This is a genomic window from Streptomyces sp. 142MFCol3.1, from assembly GCF_000424945.1.
GTDB classification, from domain to species: domain Bacteria; phylum Actinomycetota; class Actinomycetes; order Streptomycetales; family Streptomycetaceae; genus Streptomyces; species Streptomyces siamensis.
This window is the reverse complement of the sequence record NZ_AUKV01000006.1, coordinates 38,187-54,952: the sequence shown is the minus strand read 5'-3', so window position 1 is coordinate 54,952 and position 16,766 is coordinate 38,187. Positions and strand designations below refer to the sequence as shown.

General features: G+C 73.4%; 13 protein-coding genes and 2 pseudogenes. 11 read left to right on the top strand and 4 right to left on the bottom strand.

Annotation, left to right across the window (positions count from 1 at the left end; all coding sequences use genetic code 11):
* The first annotated feature begins 18 nt into the window (after positions 1-18).
* The 4 genes from H305_RS0110100 to H305_RS0110085 are packed head-to-tail and all read left to right on the top strand — an operon-like array spanning position 19 to position 5,144.
* Positions 19-633 carry a (2Fe-2S)-binding protein gene (locus tag H305_RS0110100; RefSeq protein WP_028800273.1) on the top strand — a complete coding sequence of 205 codons (615 nt, stop codon included), beginning with the start codon at positions 19-21 and terminating at the stop codon, positions 631-633.
* On the top strand, positions 630-1,622 hold the full coding sequence (locus H305_RS0110095; protein ID WP_028800272.1) for an FAD binding domain-containing protein: 993 nt from the start codon (positions 630-632) through the stop codon (positions 1,620-1,622). The genes H305_RS0110100 and H305_RS0110095 overlap by 4 nt, the downstream gene beginning before the upstream one ends.
* Positions 1,619-3,742: a xanthine dehydrogenase family protein molybdopterin-binding subunit gene (locus H305_RS0110090; protein WP_028800271.1), complete on the top strand. Its 2,124-nt coding sequence runs from the start codon at positions 1,619-1,621 to the stop codon at positions 3,740-3,742. Before H305_RS0110095 ends, H305_RS0110090 begins: the two co-directional genes overlap by 4 nt.
* Positions 3,735-5,144, top strand: coding sequence for an XdhC family protein (locus H305_RS0110085; protein WP_028800270.1), 1,410 nt, complete (start codon positions 3,735-3,737; stop codon positions 5,142-5,144). The genes H305_RS0110090 and H305_RS0110085 overlap by 8 nt, the downstream gene beginning before the upstream one ends.
* Positions 5,145-5,479: 335 nt before the next feature.
* Here H305_RS0110085 and H305_RS0110080 read toward each other — a convergent pair whose 3' ends face one another.
* The gene (locus H305_RS0110080) at positions 5,480-5,956 is read right to left on the bottom strand and encodes an Lrp/AsnC family transcriptional regulator (protein ID WP_028800269.1); all 477 of its coding nucleotides are present in this window, start codon (positions 5,954-5,956) and stop codon (positions 5,480-5,482) included.
* 257 nt (positions 5,957-6,213) lie between these two features.
* Here H305_RS0110080 and H305_RS0110075 point away from each other — a divergent pair, with 257 nt between their 5' ends.
* The 3 genes and pseudogenes from H305_RS0110075 to H305_RS0110065 all read left to right on the top strand — a co-directional run bounded on the left by H305_RS0110075 (position 6,214) and on the right by H305_RS0110065 (position 9,053).
* Entirely contained in the window at positions 6,214-7,701 is a 1,488-nt protein-coding gene (locus tag H305_RS0110075; RefSeq protein WP_028800268.1) for an FUSC family protein, read from the top strand.
* Positions 7,702-7,740: 39 nt separating this feature from the next.
* Positions 7,741-7,947 (top strand): annotated as a pseudogene (locus H305_RS50430) (nitric oxide synthase oxygenase); the annotation flags it as partial.
* Positions 7,948-8,006: 59 nt separating this feature from the next.
* A complete protein-coding gene (locus H305_RS0110065; RefSeq protein ID WP_028800267.1) occupies positions 8,007-9,053 on the top strand; it encodes a lactonase family protein in 1,047 nt (348 codons plus the stop codon).
* Positions 9,054-9,275: 222 nt separating this feature from the next.
* Here the strand turns inward: H305_RS0110065 and H305_RS0110060 are convergent, their stop codons facing one another.
* The 3 genes and pseudogenes from H305_RS0110060 to H305_RS45305 all read right to left on the bottom strand — a co-directional run.
* Entirely contained in the window at positions 9,276-10,196 is a 921-nt protein-coding gene (locus tag H305_RS0110060; protein WP_028800266.1) for a sirohydrochlorin chelatase, read from the bottom strand.
* Positions 10,197-10,666: 470 nt separating this feature from the next.
* The gene (locus tag H305_RS0110055) at positions 10,667-11,677 is read right to left on the bottom strand and encodes an N-acetylglucosamine kinase (RefSeq protein ID WP_028800265.1); all 1,011 of its coding nucleotides are present in this window, start codon (positions 11,675-11,677) and stop codon (positions 10,667-10,669) included.
* A pseudogene (locus tag H305_RS45305) lies at positions 11,674-12,138 on the bottom strand (uracil-DNA glycosylase); the annotation flags it as partial. The gene H305_RS0110055 and the pseudogene H305_RS45305, both read right to left, overlap by 4 nt.
* Positions 12,139-12,370: 232 nt before the next feature.
* On the opposite strand from H305_RS45305, the gene H305_RS0110040 reads away from it, so the two are divergent.
* The 4 genes from H305_RS0110040 (at position 12,371) to H305_RS0110020 (ending at position 16,586) form a co-directional block, all read left to right on the top strand.
* On the top strand, positions 12,371-13,048 hold the full coding sequence (locus H305_RS0110040) for a uracil-DNA glycosylase (RefSeq protein WP_028800264.1): 678 nt from the start codon (positions 12,371-12,373) through the stop codon (positions 13,046-13,048).
* A 632-nt stretch (positions 13,049-13,680) separates the two neighbouring features.
* Complete coding sequence (locus H305_RS0110030; protein WP_158690510.1) at positions 13,681-14,340, top strand: hypothetical protein; 660 nt, start codon at positions 13,681-13,683, stop codon at positions 14,338-14,340.
* Between the two features lie 6 nt (positions 14,341-14,346).
* On the top strand, positions 14,347-15,000 hold the full coding sequence (locus H305_RS0110025; protein ID WP_199791375.1) for a DUF5987 family protein: 654 nt from the start codon (positions 14,347-14,349) through the stop codon (positions 14,998-15,000).
* The gene (locus tag H305_RS0110020; protein ID WP_028800261.1) at positions 14,997-16,586 is read left to right on the top strand and encodes a GMC family oxidoreductase N-terminal domain-containing protein; all 1,590 of its coding nucleotides are present in this window, start codon (positions 14,997-14,999) and stop codon (positions 16,584-16,586) included. The genes H305_RS0110025 and H305_RS0110020 overlap by 4 nt, the downstream gene beginning before the upstream one ends.
* Positions 16,587-16,766 lie beyond the last annotated feature (180 nt).

The following is a 16,766-nucleotide window of genomic DNA, read 5'->3' as shown; positions in this document are numbered from 1 at the left end:
CGCGAAAGAAGGCTGATCATGGCCCCATCGACGTCCAGCGCCATCACCCTGAACATCAACGGCGAGAAGTACACGCTGCCCGTCGACCACCGCACCACCCTGCTCGACGCGCTGCGCGAGCAGCTCGACCTCACCGGTACCAAGAAGGGCTGTGACCAGGGACAGTGTGGTGCCTGCACGGTGCTCGTCGACGGTCGCAGGGCCGTCTCCTGCCTGCAACTGGCGGTCGCCGCCGAGGGCCGCGAGATCACCACCATCGAGGGCGTGGCCGACGGTGAGCGGCTGCATCCGGTCCAGCAGGCGTTCCTCGACCTCGACGGCTACCAGTGCGGTTACTGCACGCCCGGCCAGATCTGCTCGGCGATCGCGGTGATCGAGGAGCACGCGGCGGGCTGGCCGAGCGCGGTGACCGACGACGTCCGCCCCGAAGCGGGCCCGCCACCGCTCACCGCCGAGGAGATCCGGGAGCGGATGAGCGGCAACCTGTGCCGCTGCGGCGCCTACGTGTCGATCGTCCAGGCGGTCGCACGGGCTGCCGGTGCACAAGTCCCGCAGGAGCCGGACTCCGGGCCGGAGCGCTCCGGGGCGCAGAGGTCCGGGACCGGTTCCGACGCCGAGGAGGTCGCGGCATGAAGGAGTTCGGATACGACCGGGCCCACGACGTCCAGGGCGCCGTGGCGTTGCTCGGCGGCGACCCCGAGGCCCGCTTCCTCGGCGGCGGCACCAACCTCGTCGACCTGATGAAGGCCGGTGTGGAAAGGCCCACCCGGCTCATCGACGTCCGCGAACTGCCCCTCGGCCGGATCGAGTGCTCGCCCGAGGACGGGCTGCGCATCGGTGCCACCGTCACCAACAGCGAACTCGCCGCCCACCCCGAAGTGCGCAGGCACTACCCCGCGTTGGCGCAGGCGGTGCTCGCCGGAGCCTCCGGGCAGCTGCGCAACATGGCCACGGTCGGCGGGAACCTGCTCCAGCGCACCCGCTGCGGCTACTTCATCGACCTGACCAAGCCGTGCAACAAGCGTGCTCCCGGCAGCGGTTGTCCCGCCGTCGAGGGCGAACACCACAACCACGCCGTCCTCGGGGCCTCCGAGCACTGCGTGGCCACGCACCCCTCCGACATGGCGGTGGCCCTCACCGCCCTCGACGCCGTCGTCGCGTACGAAACGGCTGACGGACCGGGCGAGTTGCCCCTCTCCGATCTCTATCTGCCCGTCGGTGACACCCCGCATCTGGAGACGGCCCTGCCGGCCGGCGCGCTGATCACCTCCGTCACCCTGCCCGCCGTCCCCGTCGCCGCAACCTCGCGGTACCGGAAGGTGCGCGAACGCGCCTCGTACGCGTTCGCGATCGGCTCGGTCGCCGCGGCCCTCGACGTCCAGGGCGACGTCGTCCGGGATGTGCGGCTCGCCTTCGGCGCGGTGGCGTCCCGGCCCTGGCGGGCCACGAAGGCCGAACGGCTGCTGACCGGAGGCCCGGTGAGCGCGGAGGCGTTCGCCGCCGCCGCGGACGCCGAACTGGCGTCCGCCCGCCCTCTGCCCCACAACGGCTACAAGGTGACCCTGATGCGCAATCTCGTCGTGGCCGTGCTGAGCGAACTCGCCGAGGAGGCCGCCCGATGACCACGACCACCCCGACCGCCGCGGCGAACCGGGCCGTCGGCACCGCGCACACCCGAGTCGAGGGCCTCGCCAAGGTCACGGGTGCCGCACGCTACGCCGGAGAGATCCCGCACCCCGAACTGGCCCACGGCTGGCTCGTGTCGGCGACCGTGGCACGCGGGCGGGTCCGCTCGGTCGAGGAGGAGCCCGTCCTCGGCATGCCCGGCGTCCTCGCCGTGCTCCACCATGGCAACGCCCCACGGCTCGAAGCCGGCTACATGGGCGTGTTCGGACCGCCCGACCCGGTGCTCCAGCTGTTCCAGCACGACCGCGTGCCGTACGTCGGCTGGCCGGTCGCCCTGGTCGTCGCCGAGATGCCCGAGCAGGCCCGGGAGGCGGCGGAGGTCCTCACGGTGCGGTACGACGCGGAGCCTCACGACGTGGCCTTCTTCGGCGGGCACCCCGGCATGTACACCCCTGAGGGCGCGGAGGAGAGCAGGGGCGACCTGGAGGCCGAACTCGCCTCCTCCGCCGTCGTGCTGGACGCGGAGTACACCACCCCCGAGGAGCACCACAGCCCGATGGAACCGCACGCGGCGACCGCCCGCTGGGACGGCGGCCGCCTGGAGGTCGTCGACTCCAACCAGGGAAGCAGGTTCGTGGCGGACGAGCTCGCGAAGCTCTTCTCGCTCGACGCGGAATCGGTGCGGGTGCGCTCCGAGCACGTCGGCGGCGGCTTCGGCTCCAAGGGGACCCGCCCGCACCTGGTCTCGGCGGCGATGGCCGCGACGGTCCTGCACCGTCCCGTCCGCGTCGCGCTGACTCGACGTCAGATGTTCTCGCTCGTGGGCTACCGCAGCCCCACGGTGCAGCGGGTCAGGCTCGGCGCCGACCACGACGGCCGGCTGCGCGCCGTCGACCACGTGTCGGAGTGCCAGACCTCGACCGTCCACGAATTCGTGGAGCGGGCCGCGGACTTCGGGCATCCGCTGTACGCCGCGAACGCGCACCACACGGCCAGCCGGGTCGTACGGCTCGACGTGCCCACACCGACCTGGATGCGGGCCCCGGGCGAGGCCCCCGGCTCGTTCGCCCTGGAGTCGGCGCTCGACGAGCTCGCAGAGAAGTGCGGCATCGACCCGATCGAGCTGCGGGTGCGCAACGAGCCGTCCGTGGGGCCCATGACCGGGCTGCCGTTCAGCAGCCGCAACCTCCTCGCCTGCTTCGAGGAGGGCGCCCGCCGGTTCGGCTGGGCGGACCGCGACCCGCGCCCCGGCGTCCGCCGCGAGGGACGGTGGCTGCTCGGCACCGGCACGGCCGCCGCCGCCTTCCCCACGCTCTCCGCGCCCTCCACGGCCGCTGTGACGGCGGAGGCCGACGGCACGTTCACCGTCCGGATCACCGCCGCCGACATCGGCACCGGTGCACGGACGGCGCTGACGCAGATCGCGGCCGACGCGCTGGAGACGACACCCGGACGCATCCGGATGCGGATCGCGGACAGCGACTTCGGCGCCGCGATCATGGCCGGCGGCTCGATGGGGACGCGCTCCTGGGCCTGGGCGATCACCGTCGCGGCGCGCGCCCTGCGGGAGCGGCTGGTCCCGGGCGTGGCCCTTCCGCCGGAGGGGATCACCGAGCGGTCCGACACCTCCGCCGCGGTCGGCGCGCTCACGGAGAAGGAACGGCACGCCTTCGGGGCGCAGTTCGCCGAGGTCGGGGTGGACGCCGGCACGGGCGAGGTACGGGTGCGCCGCATGCTGGGGATCTTCGCGGCGGGCCGGATCGTCAATCCGCTGACCGCGCGCGGACAGTTCGTCGGCGGTATGACCTGGGGCCTGTCCATGGCCCTCCACGAGGAGGCGACCCGCGACCAGGCCTTGGGCGGTCACGTCGGCGCCGACCTGTCCGGCTATCACTTCGCCGCGCACGCCGACGTGCCGGCCATCGAGGCGGACTGGGTGGACGATCCGGACCCGGACGATCCGGTCGGGATCAAGGGCATCGGCGAGATCGGCGTCGTCGGAGCCGCGGCGGCCGTCGCCAACGCGGTCTGGCACGCGACCGGCGTGCGCCACCGGAACCTGCCGATCCGGCCGGACCGCGTCCTGAACGCCGCCGGGGGAGCGCACGGTGCTTGACCTCGCCGAGGAGTTGCACCGGTGGGTCGAGGAGGGCCGGGACTTCGCCGTCGCCACCGTCGTGGCGGTCGGCGGCAGCGCACCGCGCGGTCCCGGCGCCGCCCTCGCCGTGGACAGCGACGGCACCGCCATCGGGTCCGTCTCCGGCGGCTGTGTCGAGGGGGCCGTGTACGACCTGTGCGTCGAGGCCCTCCAGGACGGGCGGGTGGCTCTCGAACGCTTCGGCTACAGCGACGAGGACGCCTTCGCGGTGGGCCTTACCTGCGGCGGGGTGCTCGACGTCCTCGTCATGCCGGTACGCGCGGACACACCGGCCCTCGCGGGCTGGCTGGCCGCCGCCGCGCGGGGCGAGGCGGTGGCGCTCGCCCGGATGACCAAGGGGCCGGCCGAGCTCCTGGGCGGCGCGCTGCTCGTGCACGCCGACGGGTCGTACGCGGGAACCCTGACGGACGGCTCGCTACGGTCCGGTTCCGCCGCGGCGGGCGGGCTGTCGGGCTCCGCGCCGGGGACCGGGCCGGAGCGGGACGCGCTGGGGGCCGGGTCGCCGCGCTCCGCGACGCCGACCGGGCCGAAGCCGGACGCGACGGAGACCGAGCTGAACCGGGACGCGACGGCGGTCGAGGTGAACCGGTATGTGGTGCAGGCCGAGCCGGAGCGGGACGCGCTGGAGGCCGGTTCGGAGCGAGACACGGTCGCCGGGGCCTCGTGGCCACGGGAAGGGGGCGTCGGTGCCGCGCTGGAAGCGACCGCGGCAGCCGAGGCCCGGGCCATGCTCGACGGGGGACGCACCGGCACCGTCGAGATCTCCGAGGACGGGGCGAACTGCCCGGGCGGGGTGACGCTGTTCGTGGAGTCGAGCGTGCCCCCGCCGCGGATGATCGTCTTCGGCGCCGTGGACTTCGCGGCGGCACTCGTCCGGGCGGGCAAGTTCCTCGGCCACCACGTGACCGTGTGCGACGCCCGCCCCGTCTTCGCGACCCGGAACCGCTTCCCCGAGGCCGACGAGGTCGTGGTCGACTGGCCGCACCGCTACCTGCGGAACACCGCGACCGACCACCGCACGGTCCTGTGCGTCCTCACCCACGACGCCAAGTTCGACATCCCCCTGCTGGAGGCGGCACTGCGCCTGCCCGTCGCGTACGTCGGCGCCATGGGGTCACGCCGCACCCACGAGGACCGCGAGCGGCGCCTGCGCGAGGCGGGCCTCACCGACCGGGAACTCGCGCGGCTGCGCTCGCCCATCGGTCTCGACCTCGGCGCCCGCACCCCTGAGGAGACGGCCTTGTCCATCGCCGCCGAGATCGTCGCGTCGCGGCGTGGCGGATCGGGCGTCCCGCTCACCGGCAACGGGCTGCCGATCCACCACGACCGGGTGACCGCACCGGTGGTCCGGGCGTCCTGACCGGCCGGTGGCGGGACGAGTGCGGGCCGGCCCGTCGGCCCGTCGGCCGTCAGCCGGATGTGCGCGGCGCGGGCCAGTCGTACGCGCCGCGCGCGGTGAGCTCGCACTGGCCGCCGCGCAGCAGCAGTCCGGCCGTCGCGAAGGCCGAAGGGCGTCGGCCCGCGCGGCGACGGTAGGGGACCGCGATGCACCGCGTCCAGGCGGCGTGCGCGGTGTCGACGCAGGATGCCGAGTGCGCGGTGGGCGGAACCGCCCGGGGCCACCGGGGCCCGGCCGGCGATTGAGCGCGGCCCCGGCCCACGGCCGACCGGTGGCGCCTCCGGGGCGTCCGGTGGTCAGCTCCTCGTACTGCGCCCGATCGACTCCACGAGGGGCAACAACCGGTGCGGAACGCGCTCGCGCAGCGCCACTTCGGTGCGGGTGCGGACGACGCCCGGCAGGCTGATCAGGGCCTGGATCACATCCTCCAGATGTGCGTTGTCCCGGGCCACCACACGGGTGAGCAGATCGCCGCCGCCGGTGATCGAGAACGCCTCGACGATCTCCGGCACGGCGGCCAGGGCGTCGCCGACCTCGTCGAGGTGGCCCTGCGTGACCTCGATGTGTACGAAGGCCAGGACCGGGTGTCCGAGGGCGGCGGGGGAGAGCGACGGGGCCGCGCCGGTGATCACGCCGTCGCGCTCCAGCCGGTCGAGGCGCGCCTGGAGCGTGCCGCGGGCGATGCCGAGGATGCGCGCGTACTCACGCACGCTGGTGCGCGGTTGTTCGAGCAGCAACCGCAGGATGCGGGTGTCGAGTTCGTCCACGGCCATTGGTCCGTTGGTCTTCCTTTTGTCCTACGAGATCTCCCTCGACTGTACCAATGGCTCTCCCTGAGCTCGGCGTGTTGAGCCAGTTCCCGGCTGTTGCTTACCTTGTCTGTATTCATGGCGCTGCGCAGCGCCGGACGGCAAGGACACCGGACCGGACCCGCGGCGCCATTCCCATGTCCTGAGGGCCGAGTCCCTCACGGACCCGTGCGCGGAAGGTGTCGATGCGAAGTGGGGGCGGGCCGCCGAAGGTGAAGAAGATGTTCATGGCTCCGGACCCGGGGCTGTTCCGGCTGCGGGTCTCCCTGCGGGCCGTCCTCGGTATCGGTCTCGCGGTGACCGTGTGCGAACTGGCCGGGCTCTCCCTGCCCGCGTCCATCACGAGCGGTCTCGCGGCGCTCCTCGCGCTGTTCACTGTGGGCGACCCGACCGTGCGCGGCCAGGCCGTCACCACCGCCCTGCTGCCACTGGCCGGCTTCCCGGTCCTCGCGCTGGCGACCGCCCTGCACGGGACGCCCGCGCTGCGCGACGCGAGCTGGCTCGCCGTGATCTTCGCCGGTGTGTACGCCCGCCGCTGGGGTCCGCGCGGCCACGCGCTCGGCATCTTCGCGTTCATGATGTTCTTCACCACGCAGTTCCTGCACGCCGTTCCCGGCCAGCTTCCCCAGCTGTTCGGCGCCGTGGCGCTGGCGCTCGCCGCGTCGTCCACCGTGCGTTTCGGCGCCTGGTGCGTCGAGCGGCGCACCCCGCTGCCCGCCGCGCCCGCGCCGCTCGACGGGCGCGGACTCGCACGCCCCGCCACGCGCCAGGCCTTCCAGGCGACCGCCGCCTGTGCGTTCGCGCTCACCGCGGGCCAGCTGATCTCCCACGACCGCTGGTACTGGGCCGTAGGCACCGCCTGGTGGATCTTCGTCAACACCGCCTCGCGCGGTGAGACGCTCGTCCGCGGATTCCGGCGCGTCGTCGGCACGGTCACCGGCATCGTCGCCGGTCTGCTCATCGCCGTGCCGCTGCACGGCGCCCCGGCACCCACCGCCGCGCTCGTCGCCGTCTGCGTCTTCGGGATCTTCTACACGGCGGCACCCTCGTACAGCTGGATGATGTTCTTCGTCACCGTGATGGCCGGGCTGCTGTACGGGCTCCTCGGGGTGCTGCACCCCGGACTCCTCGGTCTCCGGCTGGCCGAGACCGGAGCGGGCGCTCTGGGTGCCGCGCTCGCCGTCGCGCTGGTCCTGCCCATCACGACGCACGCCGTCACCGACCGATGGGTCGAGCGGGCCCTGCACGCGGTGCACGGCTGTACCGCCGCGGCGGCCGACCGGCTGGCGGGCGACGATCAGGCCGACCCGGCGCCGCGCGCGGGGGAGCTCGAAGCACTTCTGGGGCGCGTACGCCTGGCGCTCGCGCCCCTGGTGCATCCGCTCAACCCGATGCGTGCGCGCAAGGAGCGGGCCCGCCAGATCCTCGCCCTGCTCGACGACTGCGCCCGCGAGGTGCGAGGACTCGCGGCCGTGGCCGCGGACCCGGACGCCTCGCACGACGCACGTCTGACGGCCGCGTGCGGGCGGGTCGAGACCGCGATGGAGACCCTGGTCGGCGCCGTGCCGGGGCGCCCCGCGACGGCCCGTCCGGCCGCTCCGGGGCACCACCCCGGAGCCGAGCAGGCCCTCGCCCACCTCCACGGTCTCGAGTGCGCGCTCCTGGCGCTCGCCGCGCCGCTGCGCGGTTCCCGGCTCATGGGTGCCTGAGCCCTTCCGGCGTCCGGGCCGCGCGGCGGACGGTCCAGCACCGAGTCCCGGCGCTTCCTCACCCACCTGGGGCGCGAGGAGCGCAGGGGGCGGCGGGTGGGCGCGGACTGGTCGTGGATCGTGCCGCCGATCTCCGGGAGCGCCACCCCGGTCTTCCACCGCACCTACGAGACCGTCGAACGCCGCCCCGCCTACGTGCACCATCCCGAGGCCCTGGAACGGGCCAAGGGCACGCTCCTGGTCTAGACCGCAGCGCCACTGCTGCTACCGTCGCCCCGGACTACGCGGACCGAGAGGGGACGGCAGTGGCAGACGGCGGCAGGCGGCGACAGCGGGCGTTCATCGGCTCGTTCACGGCGGCGGGAGGGCTCGGCGTCCTCACGACGGCCGTGGACCCGGACAGTGGCGCCCTGACCGTCCTGAGCGCGGTCGACGGCGTCCCCGATCCCTCCTACCTCGCGCTGTCGCCCGCGGGCGACATGCTGTACGCGGTGAGCGAGACGGCCGACGGCGGCGTGGCCGCCTACCGGGTCCACGAGGACAAGCCGGAGCTGACGGGGCCGCCCGTGCCGGTCGGCGGCAGCGGTCCCACGCACCTCAGCGTGTTCTCCGGACACGTCCTGACCGCCAACTACGGCTCCGGCAGCGTCACGGCCGTGCCGGTCGACCCCGTCGGCGGGCTGGCGGCAGGCGCCTCCGGCGTGCTCCAGCACTCCGGCTCCGGTCCGCACACCCCGCGTCAGCAGGGCCCGCACGCGCATCAGGTGCAGCCCGACCCGTGCGGCCGGTGGGTGGTGAGCGTCGACCTCGGCACGGACTCCGTACGCGTGTGCGCCCTGGACGGCGGAACGCTCACCCTCCACCGCGAGATCGCCCTGCGGCCCGGTTCGGGCCCCCGCCACCTGGCCTTCCACCCGCGAGGCGAACACGCGTACGTGCTCAACGAACTCTCACCCACCGTCACCGTCTGCCGCTGGGACGCCGTCGGCGGCGGGCTGCGGCCGGTCGGCGAGACCCCGGTGCTGTCGGGCGTCCCGAGCGGAGACGCGTACCCCTCGGGGATCGTGGTGTCGCCCGACGGCCGGTTCGTGTGGACCGCGACGCGGGGTCAGGACGTCGTCTCCGTGCTCGCCCCGGACGCGGTCGGCGAGGGGCTGCGGCTGGTGGCGACGGTGCCCTGCGGCGGCGTGTGGCCGCGAGCGCTGGCCCTCGACCCCACCGGCCGGTTCCTGTACTGCGCGAACGAGCGCTCCGGTGACGTGACCTGGTTCGTGGTCGACCCGGACACCGGCGTGCCGCGACGAGGCGGCTCGCTCGCGGCACCGGCCGCGTCCTGCGTCGTCTTCGACTGACCTGCGTCTCGGCCCGCCGCGGGCCTGGACGAGCCCGTGCGGGGCCTCCGGGCCATGAGGTCCGGGCCCTCCAGTCCGTGAGGTCCGGGGCCTCCCGGTCATGAGGTCCATGAGCTCCCGCTCATGAAGTGACCGGTGCGTGTCATGAAACGACCCCCCCATGCGAAGGGGCCCGCTCCAGGAACGGAGCGGGCCCCTTCGGGGTGCTGGTGTGCCGGACGGCTAGTGGGTCGGAGTGCCCTGCGGCTGCTGCGGGGCGATGCCCAGCGCAGTCGTGTACTTGGCCAGCGCCAGCTTGCCGATCGCCGGGTACGGGCCGAGCGCCTCGGCGGCGGCGCAGCCCGCCTCCTTGGCGGCCGCGTCGAGCAGACCCGCGTCGAGCTCCGGCCCGATCAGGTACGGCGCGAGCGCCAACTGCTGCGAACCCGAGCCGCGCAGCTGCTCGGCAGTGGCCGCGATCGCGCCCTCCACGTCGAGCGCCGCCGCCATCACCGGGACGGCGAGCCGGGCCGCGAGCAGCATGCCGGTGATCCCGGCCGCCTGCACGGCCTCCTCGCCGCCGACGGAGGCCAGGATGATGCCGTCCGCGGCGGTCGCGACGGTGAACAGCCGGGCGCGGTCGGCACGGGCCAGACCCGCCTCGGACAGGCGTACGTGCAGCGCCTCGGCGAGCAGCGGGTGCGGGCCGAGGACATCCGTCAGGTCGGCCGCGACCCGGCTCTCCATGACGGCCTGGCGGACGCGGCGGAGCAGCGCGTTGTCCGGACCGGCGAGCAGCGGCACCACGACGGCGACCGGTCCGTCGGGCTCGGCCACGTCCGCACCGGCGGCGCGGGCCTGCTCGAAGCGCGCGGTGCGCTCCTCGGCGGCGTGGGACAGCACGGACTGCAGCGTGGGGAACTCGTCGTCCCCGTCCAGGTACCCGATACGGGCGTCGAGGCCGGGGAGCTCGGAGCGCGCGATGCTCACGACCTCCTCGGCGAGGCTGCGCGTGGCGGCGCTGGGGGTGCCCGGCACCGCGAGGACGAGCGCGGGCGCGCCCTCGGGAGCCGCCAGGGGTTCCGGACGGCGGTGCCGGCCGGGCTGGCGGGGTCGCGGCATTCGTACTGGCAGGCCGGACGCGGGCCCAGTGGGGGAGCTCATGGCGCCGCATGTTACTGGCTTCTTGTGCTCCCCTGTTCGGGGAGGGTGCAGGTGAGCGGTATCCGTCCGCTTTTGTCTGATGAGTTACGTACGGATCGGAACTGATCGGTACCAACCCACTTGTGGGCCGGGTGAGATGCGAGGGTGTTCGGCACACGTGTCACCCTCAGGTGTCCGACACGGCGGAACAATCCCCTATGTCGGTCACGCAATTCAGCCGCGAGGCGCTGACCAGGGAGAGCGCCCGACGGAATGGGTGCGGCGCGGCGAATTCGCCCGTGCGTCACGGGTTGGCGCCGGTCGGATGTGCGTGCCGTGCCGGGGCGTGAACCGTCGTCGGACGCGGCCGGCCGCCCGGCTCCGGCCGTCCGTTTCCGGGAGTTCGTCCGCCTGCATCCGTTTCCGGCAGTTCGTCTGCCGGCGTCTGTTTCCGGCTGTGGGTCGTCGCCCGCCCCGTCGCGGGCGCTCCGCTAGGGCTTTTCGGTCACCACGTACAGCATCCGCTCGTCCCTGGGCAGTGACAGCCGGTCGTCGGCCAGGTCGGCGGCGATGCGCACGGCGCCGTCCAGCGGGTCGCCCGCGGCCGGTACCTGCCGGGCGTGCGGCAGCTGTTGTGCCAACTCCTCGCGCAGCGGCCCGAGCAGTGGCTCACCCATCTTGAACAGGCCACCGGTCAGGGCGACTCGGGCCTCGTCGCTGTCCGGGCAGACAGCCGCCGCGGACTCGGCCATGTGTGCCGCCGCCGAGCGCAGGATCTCGGCCGCCACCGGATCGGCCGCGGCGCAGGCCGCGACCTCGGGGGCGAAGGACGCGAGGGCGGCGGGCCGATCCGTGCGCGGGTACAGCTGGGCCGGCAGCCCCGGCACCGGCCCGAACATCTCCTCCGCCCGCTCCAGCAGGGCCGCGGAGCCGCCCCGGCGACCGTCGAAGGCCCGTACGGCCGCCTCCAGGCCGGCGCGACCGATCCAGGCCCCGCCGCCGCAGTCCCCGAGCAGATGGCCCCATCCGTCGGCCCGTCGCCAGCGGGTCAGATCGGTGCCGACCGCGATCAGCCCGGTGCCCGCGGCGATCACGGCGCCCGCACGCAGGCCGAGGGCGCCGGTGTACGCCGTCACCGCGTCGGCGACCAACGCGAGCCGCCGCACGCCCAGTTCGCGCTCGAGCGCGGACGGAAGGTCGGCGCGCAACTCGTCACCGAGCGTGGCGAGTCCCGCGGCCCCGACGGCGACGGCCGCGATACCGTCGGCCCCCGCCGCCGCCAGCAACCGGCGTGCCATCGGCACCAGTTGTGCGGCCAGATGAGCCGCGTCGATGCCGCGCCGTCCCGTCCGGACCGGCTCCCGGGAGGTCAGGGGCGCGCCGAGTCGTTCGGGGGGAGCGAGCGGGTCCCGACCGTGCGCCGCCAGCACCGCGCGCAGTCCCGAGCCGCCCGAGTCGACGGCGAGTACGGCGGTCGGTGCCGGTGCGGAGCCGGCCGTCACGGCGGGCACCAGTTCACCGGCTGGGCCCCCTGGCCGGCCAACAGCTCGTTCGCCCGGCTGAAGGGCCGGGATCCGAAGAAGCCGCGGTCCGCCGACATGGGGGACGGATGCGCCGACTCCACCGCGGGCAGATCACCGAGGAGCGGGCGCAGATTCCTGGCGTCGCGGCCCCACAGCATCGACACGAGTGGCCGCCCCCGCGCGGCGAGCGCCCGTATCGCCTGCTCGGTGACCTCCTCCCAGCCCTTGCCGCGGTGTGCGGCCGGGGTGCGAGGGGCCGTGCTGAGCGCCCTGTTGAGCAGGAGCACGCCCTGCCGCGTCCAGGGGGTGAGGTCGCCGTTGGACGGCTGGGGCAGGCCCAGGTCGGTGTTGAGCTCGCGGAAGATGTTGATCAGGCCGCCCGGCAGCGGACGCGCGTCCGGGGCTACCGAGAACGGCGGCCCCACCGCGTGTGCGGTAGTTCCAGGATGTACGTGTCGGGCATGAGGGACCGGCCAGGCGTGACGACTGTGGCGGAGTGGCTTGACCACTGGATGCAACAGGCTCCCCTCCTTCCCGGTGGCCGGCTGCGTGATCTGCTCGACCGGTTCGAAGACCTCGACGAGGAGGAAGAGTAGCGCCAGGAGCGGCGGCCGTGCGTGAGGGCTTCTGTGTTGTGCCGGGGCACGGCGCCCACCAGTAGAGTGAGGCGCTGTGGCACCACGACCCTTGTATGAACTTGTTGAAGCAGGCTGGGCGAAGGCTCTTGAACCTGTGGCTGAACGCATCGCGGCCATGGGGGACTTCCTGCGGGCCGAGATAGCGGCCGGCCGGACCTATCTTCCGTCCGGGGCTAATGTCCTGCGGGCCTTCCAGCAGCCCTTCGACGACGTCCGTGTTCTGATCGTGGGGCAGGATCCGTACCCCACGCCGGGAATGGCCATCGGGTTGAGTTTCGCCGTCTCCCCAGAGGTGCGTTCGTTGCCGGGGAGTCTGGAGAACATCTTCCGGGAGATGCACTCCGACCTCGGGTCGCCCAGGCCGTCGAACGGCGATCTGACGCCGTGGACGCAGCAGGGCGTCCTGCTGCTCAACAGGGCGCTGACGACGGCCCCGCGCAAGCCGGGCGCCCACCGCGGCAAGGGCTGGGAGGAGGTCACCGAGCAGGCGATCAGGGCGTTGGCCGGGCGCGGCAAGCCGCTGGTGTCGGTTCTGTGGGGGCGTGACGCGCGCAATCTGCGGCCGTTGCTGGGGGATCTGCCGGCGATTGAGTCCGCGCATCCGTCGCCGATGTCGGCGGACCGCGGGTTCTTCGGCTCGCGACCGTTCAGCCGCGCCAACGACATGCTGGTCCGCCAGGGGGCCCAGCCGGTGGACTGGCGCCTGCCGTAGCCACGGCCTCCACTGCGTCCGAGCCTCCTTGGCTGAGTACCAGCAGGTTCTCGGTCTGCTGGTGGTACTGGTCTTGCACGTCGTCGACCAGCTGGAACTGCAGATTCCGAGAGGGCGGTGGGACGGTGGCCCGCAGCTGTCCGGATCCTGGTCCCCGACGTGATCATCGCCGGCATCCACGGCTGGTGGGCGCACGTCAGCTGCGTCCACCCCGGCCGAGCCGCCGAGATTGACGCCTGGGCAGGCTGTCACGCCACCCCGGGCAACGCCACCATCGCGCGGGCGGCGACGACCCAGTGCAGGGTTGGTCCCCCGAAGGCAGGAGCGTAATAGTTTCGTTCTGCCCATGACAACCGCCTTCGGCGGGTCGGTGATGCGGAACGTGGGTGGCGGCGCGCCGACGGAAGCGGTCGCGTCAGGGTCCCTTGCCTGGTCGGACGCCCAACACCCCTGGTTCGAGGCGCAGTTGACAGCAGTTTTTGTTACAGGCTCAGTGGCTCAGTCAGTGACCCACCTCTTGTACTGACCGGTAGGTGTGCCCCATCCTCGGTACGCCGGTCGCCCCGCCCAGCGCGCCGCGACGGCAGTCAGTCCTGAGTGACATTCACCCTGCCCCGCTTACGGGAGGCCCCGTGTTTGCCTTGCGCCTTCGTGTCTCCGCAGCCGGTTGCGCGCTGGTTCTGGGAGCGTCCGCGGCACTGCTCGCGAGCAGCACCGCCGTCGCGGCACCGGCGAAGCCGGTCGTCCGTGAGAGCCCGGTCCGGCAGGCGCCCCGCTCCGCGGGGGCCGCCGACACGTCCGTCGGTCCGTTCGCCGAACCGGGGTTCGCCGCCGGGTGCACCTGGCACGAGTTCGGGGAGGGGGAGCAGCCGCCGTTGTGGCTGACGTTCGTCGACCCGCTGTGCGTGGAGTACAGCAAGCGGGACATCACCGTCGACGACGGAGGGGCCCTGCGGTTCCTGGTGGCCGAACCCTCCCGGTTCGCCATCGCCATGGTGACCTGCCACTACTACCAGAAGGACCACTGGAGCGTGCAGCCCACTCACGGCGCGACGCCTTGGGTGACGTGGGACGGTCAGTACTGGTGGGACAAGGCCGCGAGGCGGGCCGGAGCCCGGCTGACCAACTTCCGCGTCGACGGCCGCACCGTGGGCGTCGGAGACGCGGTCGCCGCTCTCGAACCGGTCTTCCCCGACGTCGCCCGCGCGTTGAGCGACTACGGCCACGCCGCGGGTGAGACCGGAATGACCGTGTCCCTGCCCTACGACCTGCGCTGCGCGCTGGCCGGGTGAGTCACCATGACCGGACCCGACCGGAGATCCCTCCTCAAGGCCCTGGTCGCGACGCTCGCAGGGCTGTCCGTCGGTGGTGTGAGCACCCCTGCGGCCGCCTCGGCCGACGCGTCCGAGAGTTGGACGACACAGACGCTCGAGGCGTTCGCCGACACCCTGATCCCGGGCCGGCGCCGCTTTGCCGGTGACGTGGCGGTCGCCGGGGCGGTCACCGGCCCCGGCGCGGTACAGGCCGGTGTCGTCGACCTCCTCCGCTCGCCCGAACTGCCGGTGGCGCCGTTGCTGCCGGAGATCGCGGCGCTGCTGGACGCCCGCGCCGTCACCTATGCCGCCCTCCGGCTGATCTGGCTGCCACCCACGCATCCGCCCTTCGTGGGCCTGTCCTTCTCCGACCGGACCGCCCTGGTCGGCGGCCTGTTCGACCCCGACGACCTGGACAGGCCGATCTGGCAGGTGATGAGCCTGTTGGTGGGGCTGGCGTTCGACACAGCCGGACAGCAGGACACCGTCGAGGCCCTCGGCCAGGGCCATCCCGGACTGACGTGGCTGCGCTTCCCCGAGCCGGACCCGGACGGCCTCTGGCGCTTCCCCGATTTCTCCTACGGCCGCCCTCTCGCGGCACTGCATCCGAACACGACCGCTTCGGGGAGCCCGGCATGACGGCGCAGACCACGGACGTCCTGGTGATCGGCAGCGGCTTCGGCGGCGCGATCCCGGCCTACTACCTCGCGGCGGGCGGAGCCCGCGTCACCGTTCTGGAGCGCGGCCCCCGTCTGGCCGCCGCCGACTTCACCCACTCGATGCGCCTGGGCACCTACAACAAGATCGTGGACGTGATCCGCGGTGACGGAGTCGCGGTGGTCGCCGGCAACTGCGTCGGCGGCGGGAGCGTCGTCTACTTCGCCGCCTCACTGCGCGCACCGTCCTTCGTCTTCGAGCGCCACGGCAGCATCGGCCACCGCCTGTGGCCGGCCACCCTGACGCGAGCCGCCCTCGACCCCTGGTACGACCGGGTCGAGGAGGCTCTGCCGGTCACCCGGACCGACTGGCCGGACGTGTCCTATGCCGGCGGGGTCCTGGCCGCCGCCTGCCGGCGGGCCGGACACACCTGCAATCCCGTGCCGGTGGCCGTCGACACCACCGCCTGCACCAACTGCAACTGGATGCTCTCCGGCTGCCGCTTCGACGCCAAACGCTCCATGCTGCTCAACTACCTGCCGGCCGCGGAGGCCCACGGCGCGGACGTCCGCCCGCTGCACGAAGTGCAGACCGTCACCCCGTCGCCGCTGTCCGGCTATCGCTACGCCGTCGGCTACACCGTCCTGGACCCCGACGACTACAGCTGCACCGCGCAGACCGGGGTCATCCACGCCAAGGTCGTCGTCCTCGCCGCCGGCGCCGTGGGCACACCGGTGATCCTCCAGCGCTCCGCGCTGCTCCTCGGGGGGATCCCGGCCGCCGTGGGGCGCTACTTCTCCGGCAACGGCGACCGCGTGAGCGTCGCCGACATCGCCGAGGACAAGGCGCGCTCCCTGCTGGGGCTGTCACGTCCCGACGGTTCCGCCTACCAGGGGCTGCCCGTGGGCCGGCCCATCACCGCCGCCACCTACGACCACCTGGACCCGACCGCCCCGGAGTACAGCCGCTTCACCCTCCAGCAGATCTACTTCCCCCCGCTGACCAACGTCCTGGCGCAGAGCACCGGGGCACCGGCCTGGTTCGGCGTCGAGAAGCGGAACATGCGGGCCCGGTGGCGCTCCTGGCTCACCCTGCTGGCCATGACCGAGGACGACAACGAGGGCACCTTCGGGGCCGTCCCGCTCACCGGCAGCTTCACCCGGCTGGCGCCAGGGCTCGGACTGGGCACGATGACCTACCAGCCCACCTCCCGTACCCGGCAGGCATGGGACCGGGCCGACACCGCACTGCGGGACATCCTGGAGAAGGACGGCCTCTCCCGGGTCCGCCCGTGGAGCGAGGACGTGGCCGGCACCGTCACGGCCCATCCGCTCGGCTCGGCACGGATCGGCGACGATCCCGCCACCAGCGCGCTCACCGACGGCCACGAACTACGCGGCCACAGCGGACTGTTCGTCACCGACGGCGCCGCCGTCCCCACCTCCCTCACCGTCAATCCGTCACTGACCATCGCGGCCCTTGCCGAACGCGCCGTCGCCACGATCGCCGCCAGTGCCGCCGTCGCCGGGGTCGCGCTCCGCCGCGACGTTCCGCTGCCCGGCCGCTGACGGGCCTGTGGGTCGGCAGCGGGACGCGGCGGCCCTCGGCGCAGACACCGGCGCAGGCCGGTACCACCACGCTGAGGATGCGCCACGTCTGCGCCGAGCGAAGCGGAGGCCGGGGGATCGAGCTGGTCGCCGTCGACAACACGGGCACGCCGTACCTCTACGAGCAAGACACCCCCGACG

Coding starts and splice junctions, on each gene's coding strand:
- H305_RS0110080 (WP_028800269.1), bottom strand. CDS start 5,956: ATGGCCGTGGACGAACTCGACACCCGCATCCTGCGGTTGCTGCTCGAA.
- H305_RS0110020 (WP_028800261.1), top strand. CDS start 14,997: ATGACGGCGCAGACCACGGACGTCCTGGTGATCGGCAGCGGCTTCGGC.
- H305_RS0110075 (WP_028800268.1), top strand. CDS start 6,214: ATGTTCATGGCTCCGGACCCGGGGCTGTTCCGGCTGCGGGTCTCCCTG.
- H305_RS0110090 (WP_028800271.1), top strand. CDS start 1,619: ATGACCACGACCACCCCGACCGCCGCGGCGAACCGGGCCGTCGGCACC.
- H305_RS0110095 (WP_028800272.1), top strand. CDS start 630: ATGAAGGAGTTCGGATACGACCGGGCCCACGACGTCCAGGGCGCCGTG.
- H305_RS0110060 (WP_028800266.1), bottom strand. CDS start 10,196: ATGAGCTCCCCCACTGGGCCCGCGTCCGGCCTGCCAGTACGAATGCCG.
- H305_RS0110100 (WP_028800273.1), top strand. CDS start 19: ATGGCCCCATCGACGTCCAGCGCCATCACCCTGAACATCAACGGCGAG.
- H305_RS0110025 (WP_199791375.1), top strand. CDS start 14,347: ATGACCGGACCCGACCGGAGATCCCTCCTCAAGGCCCTGGTCGCGACG.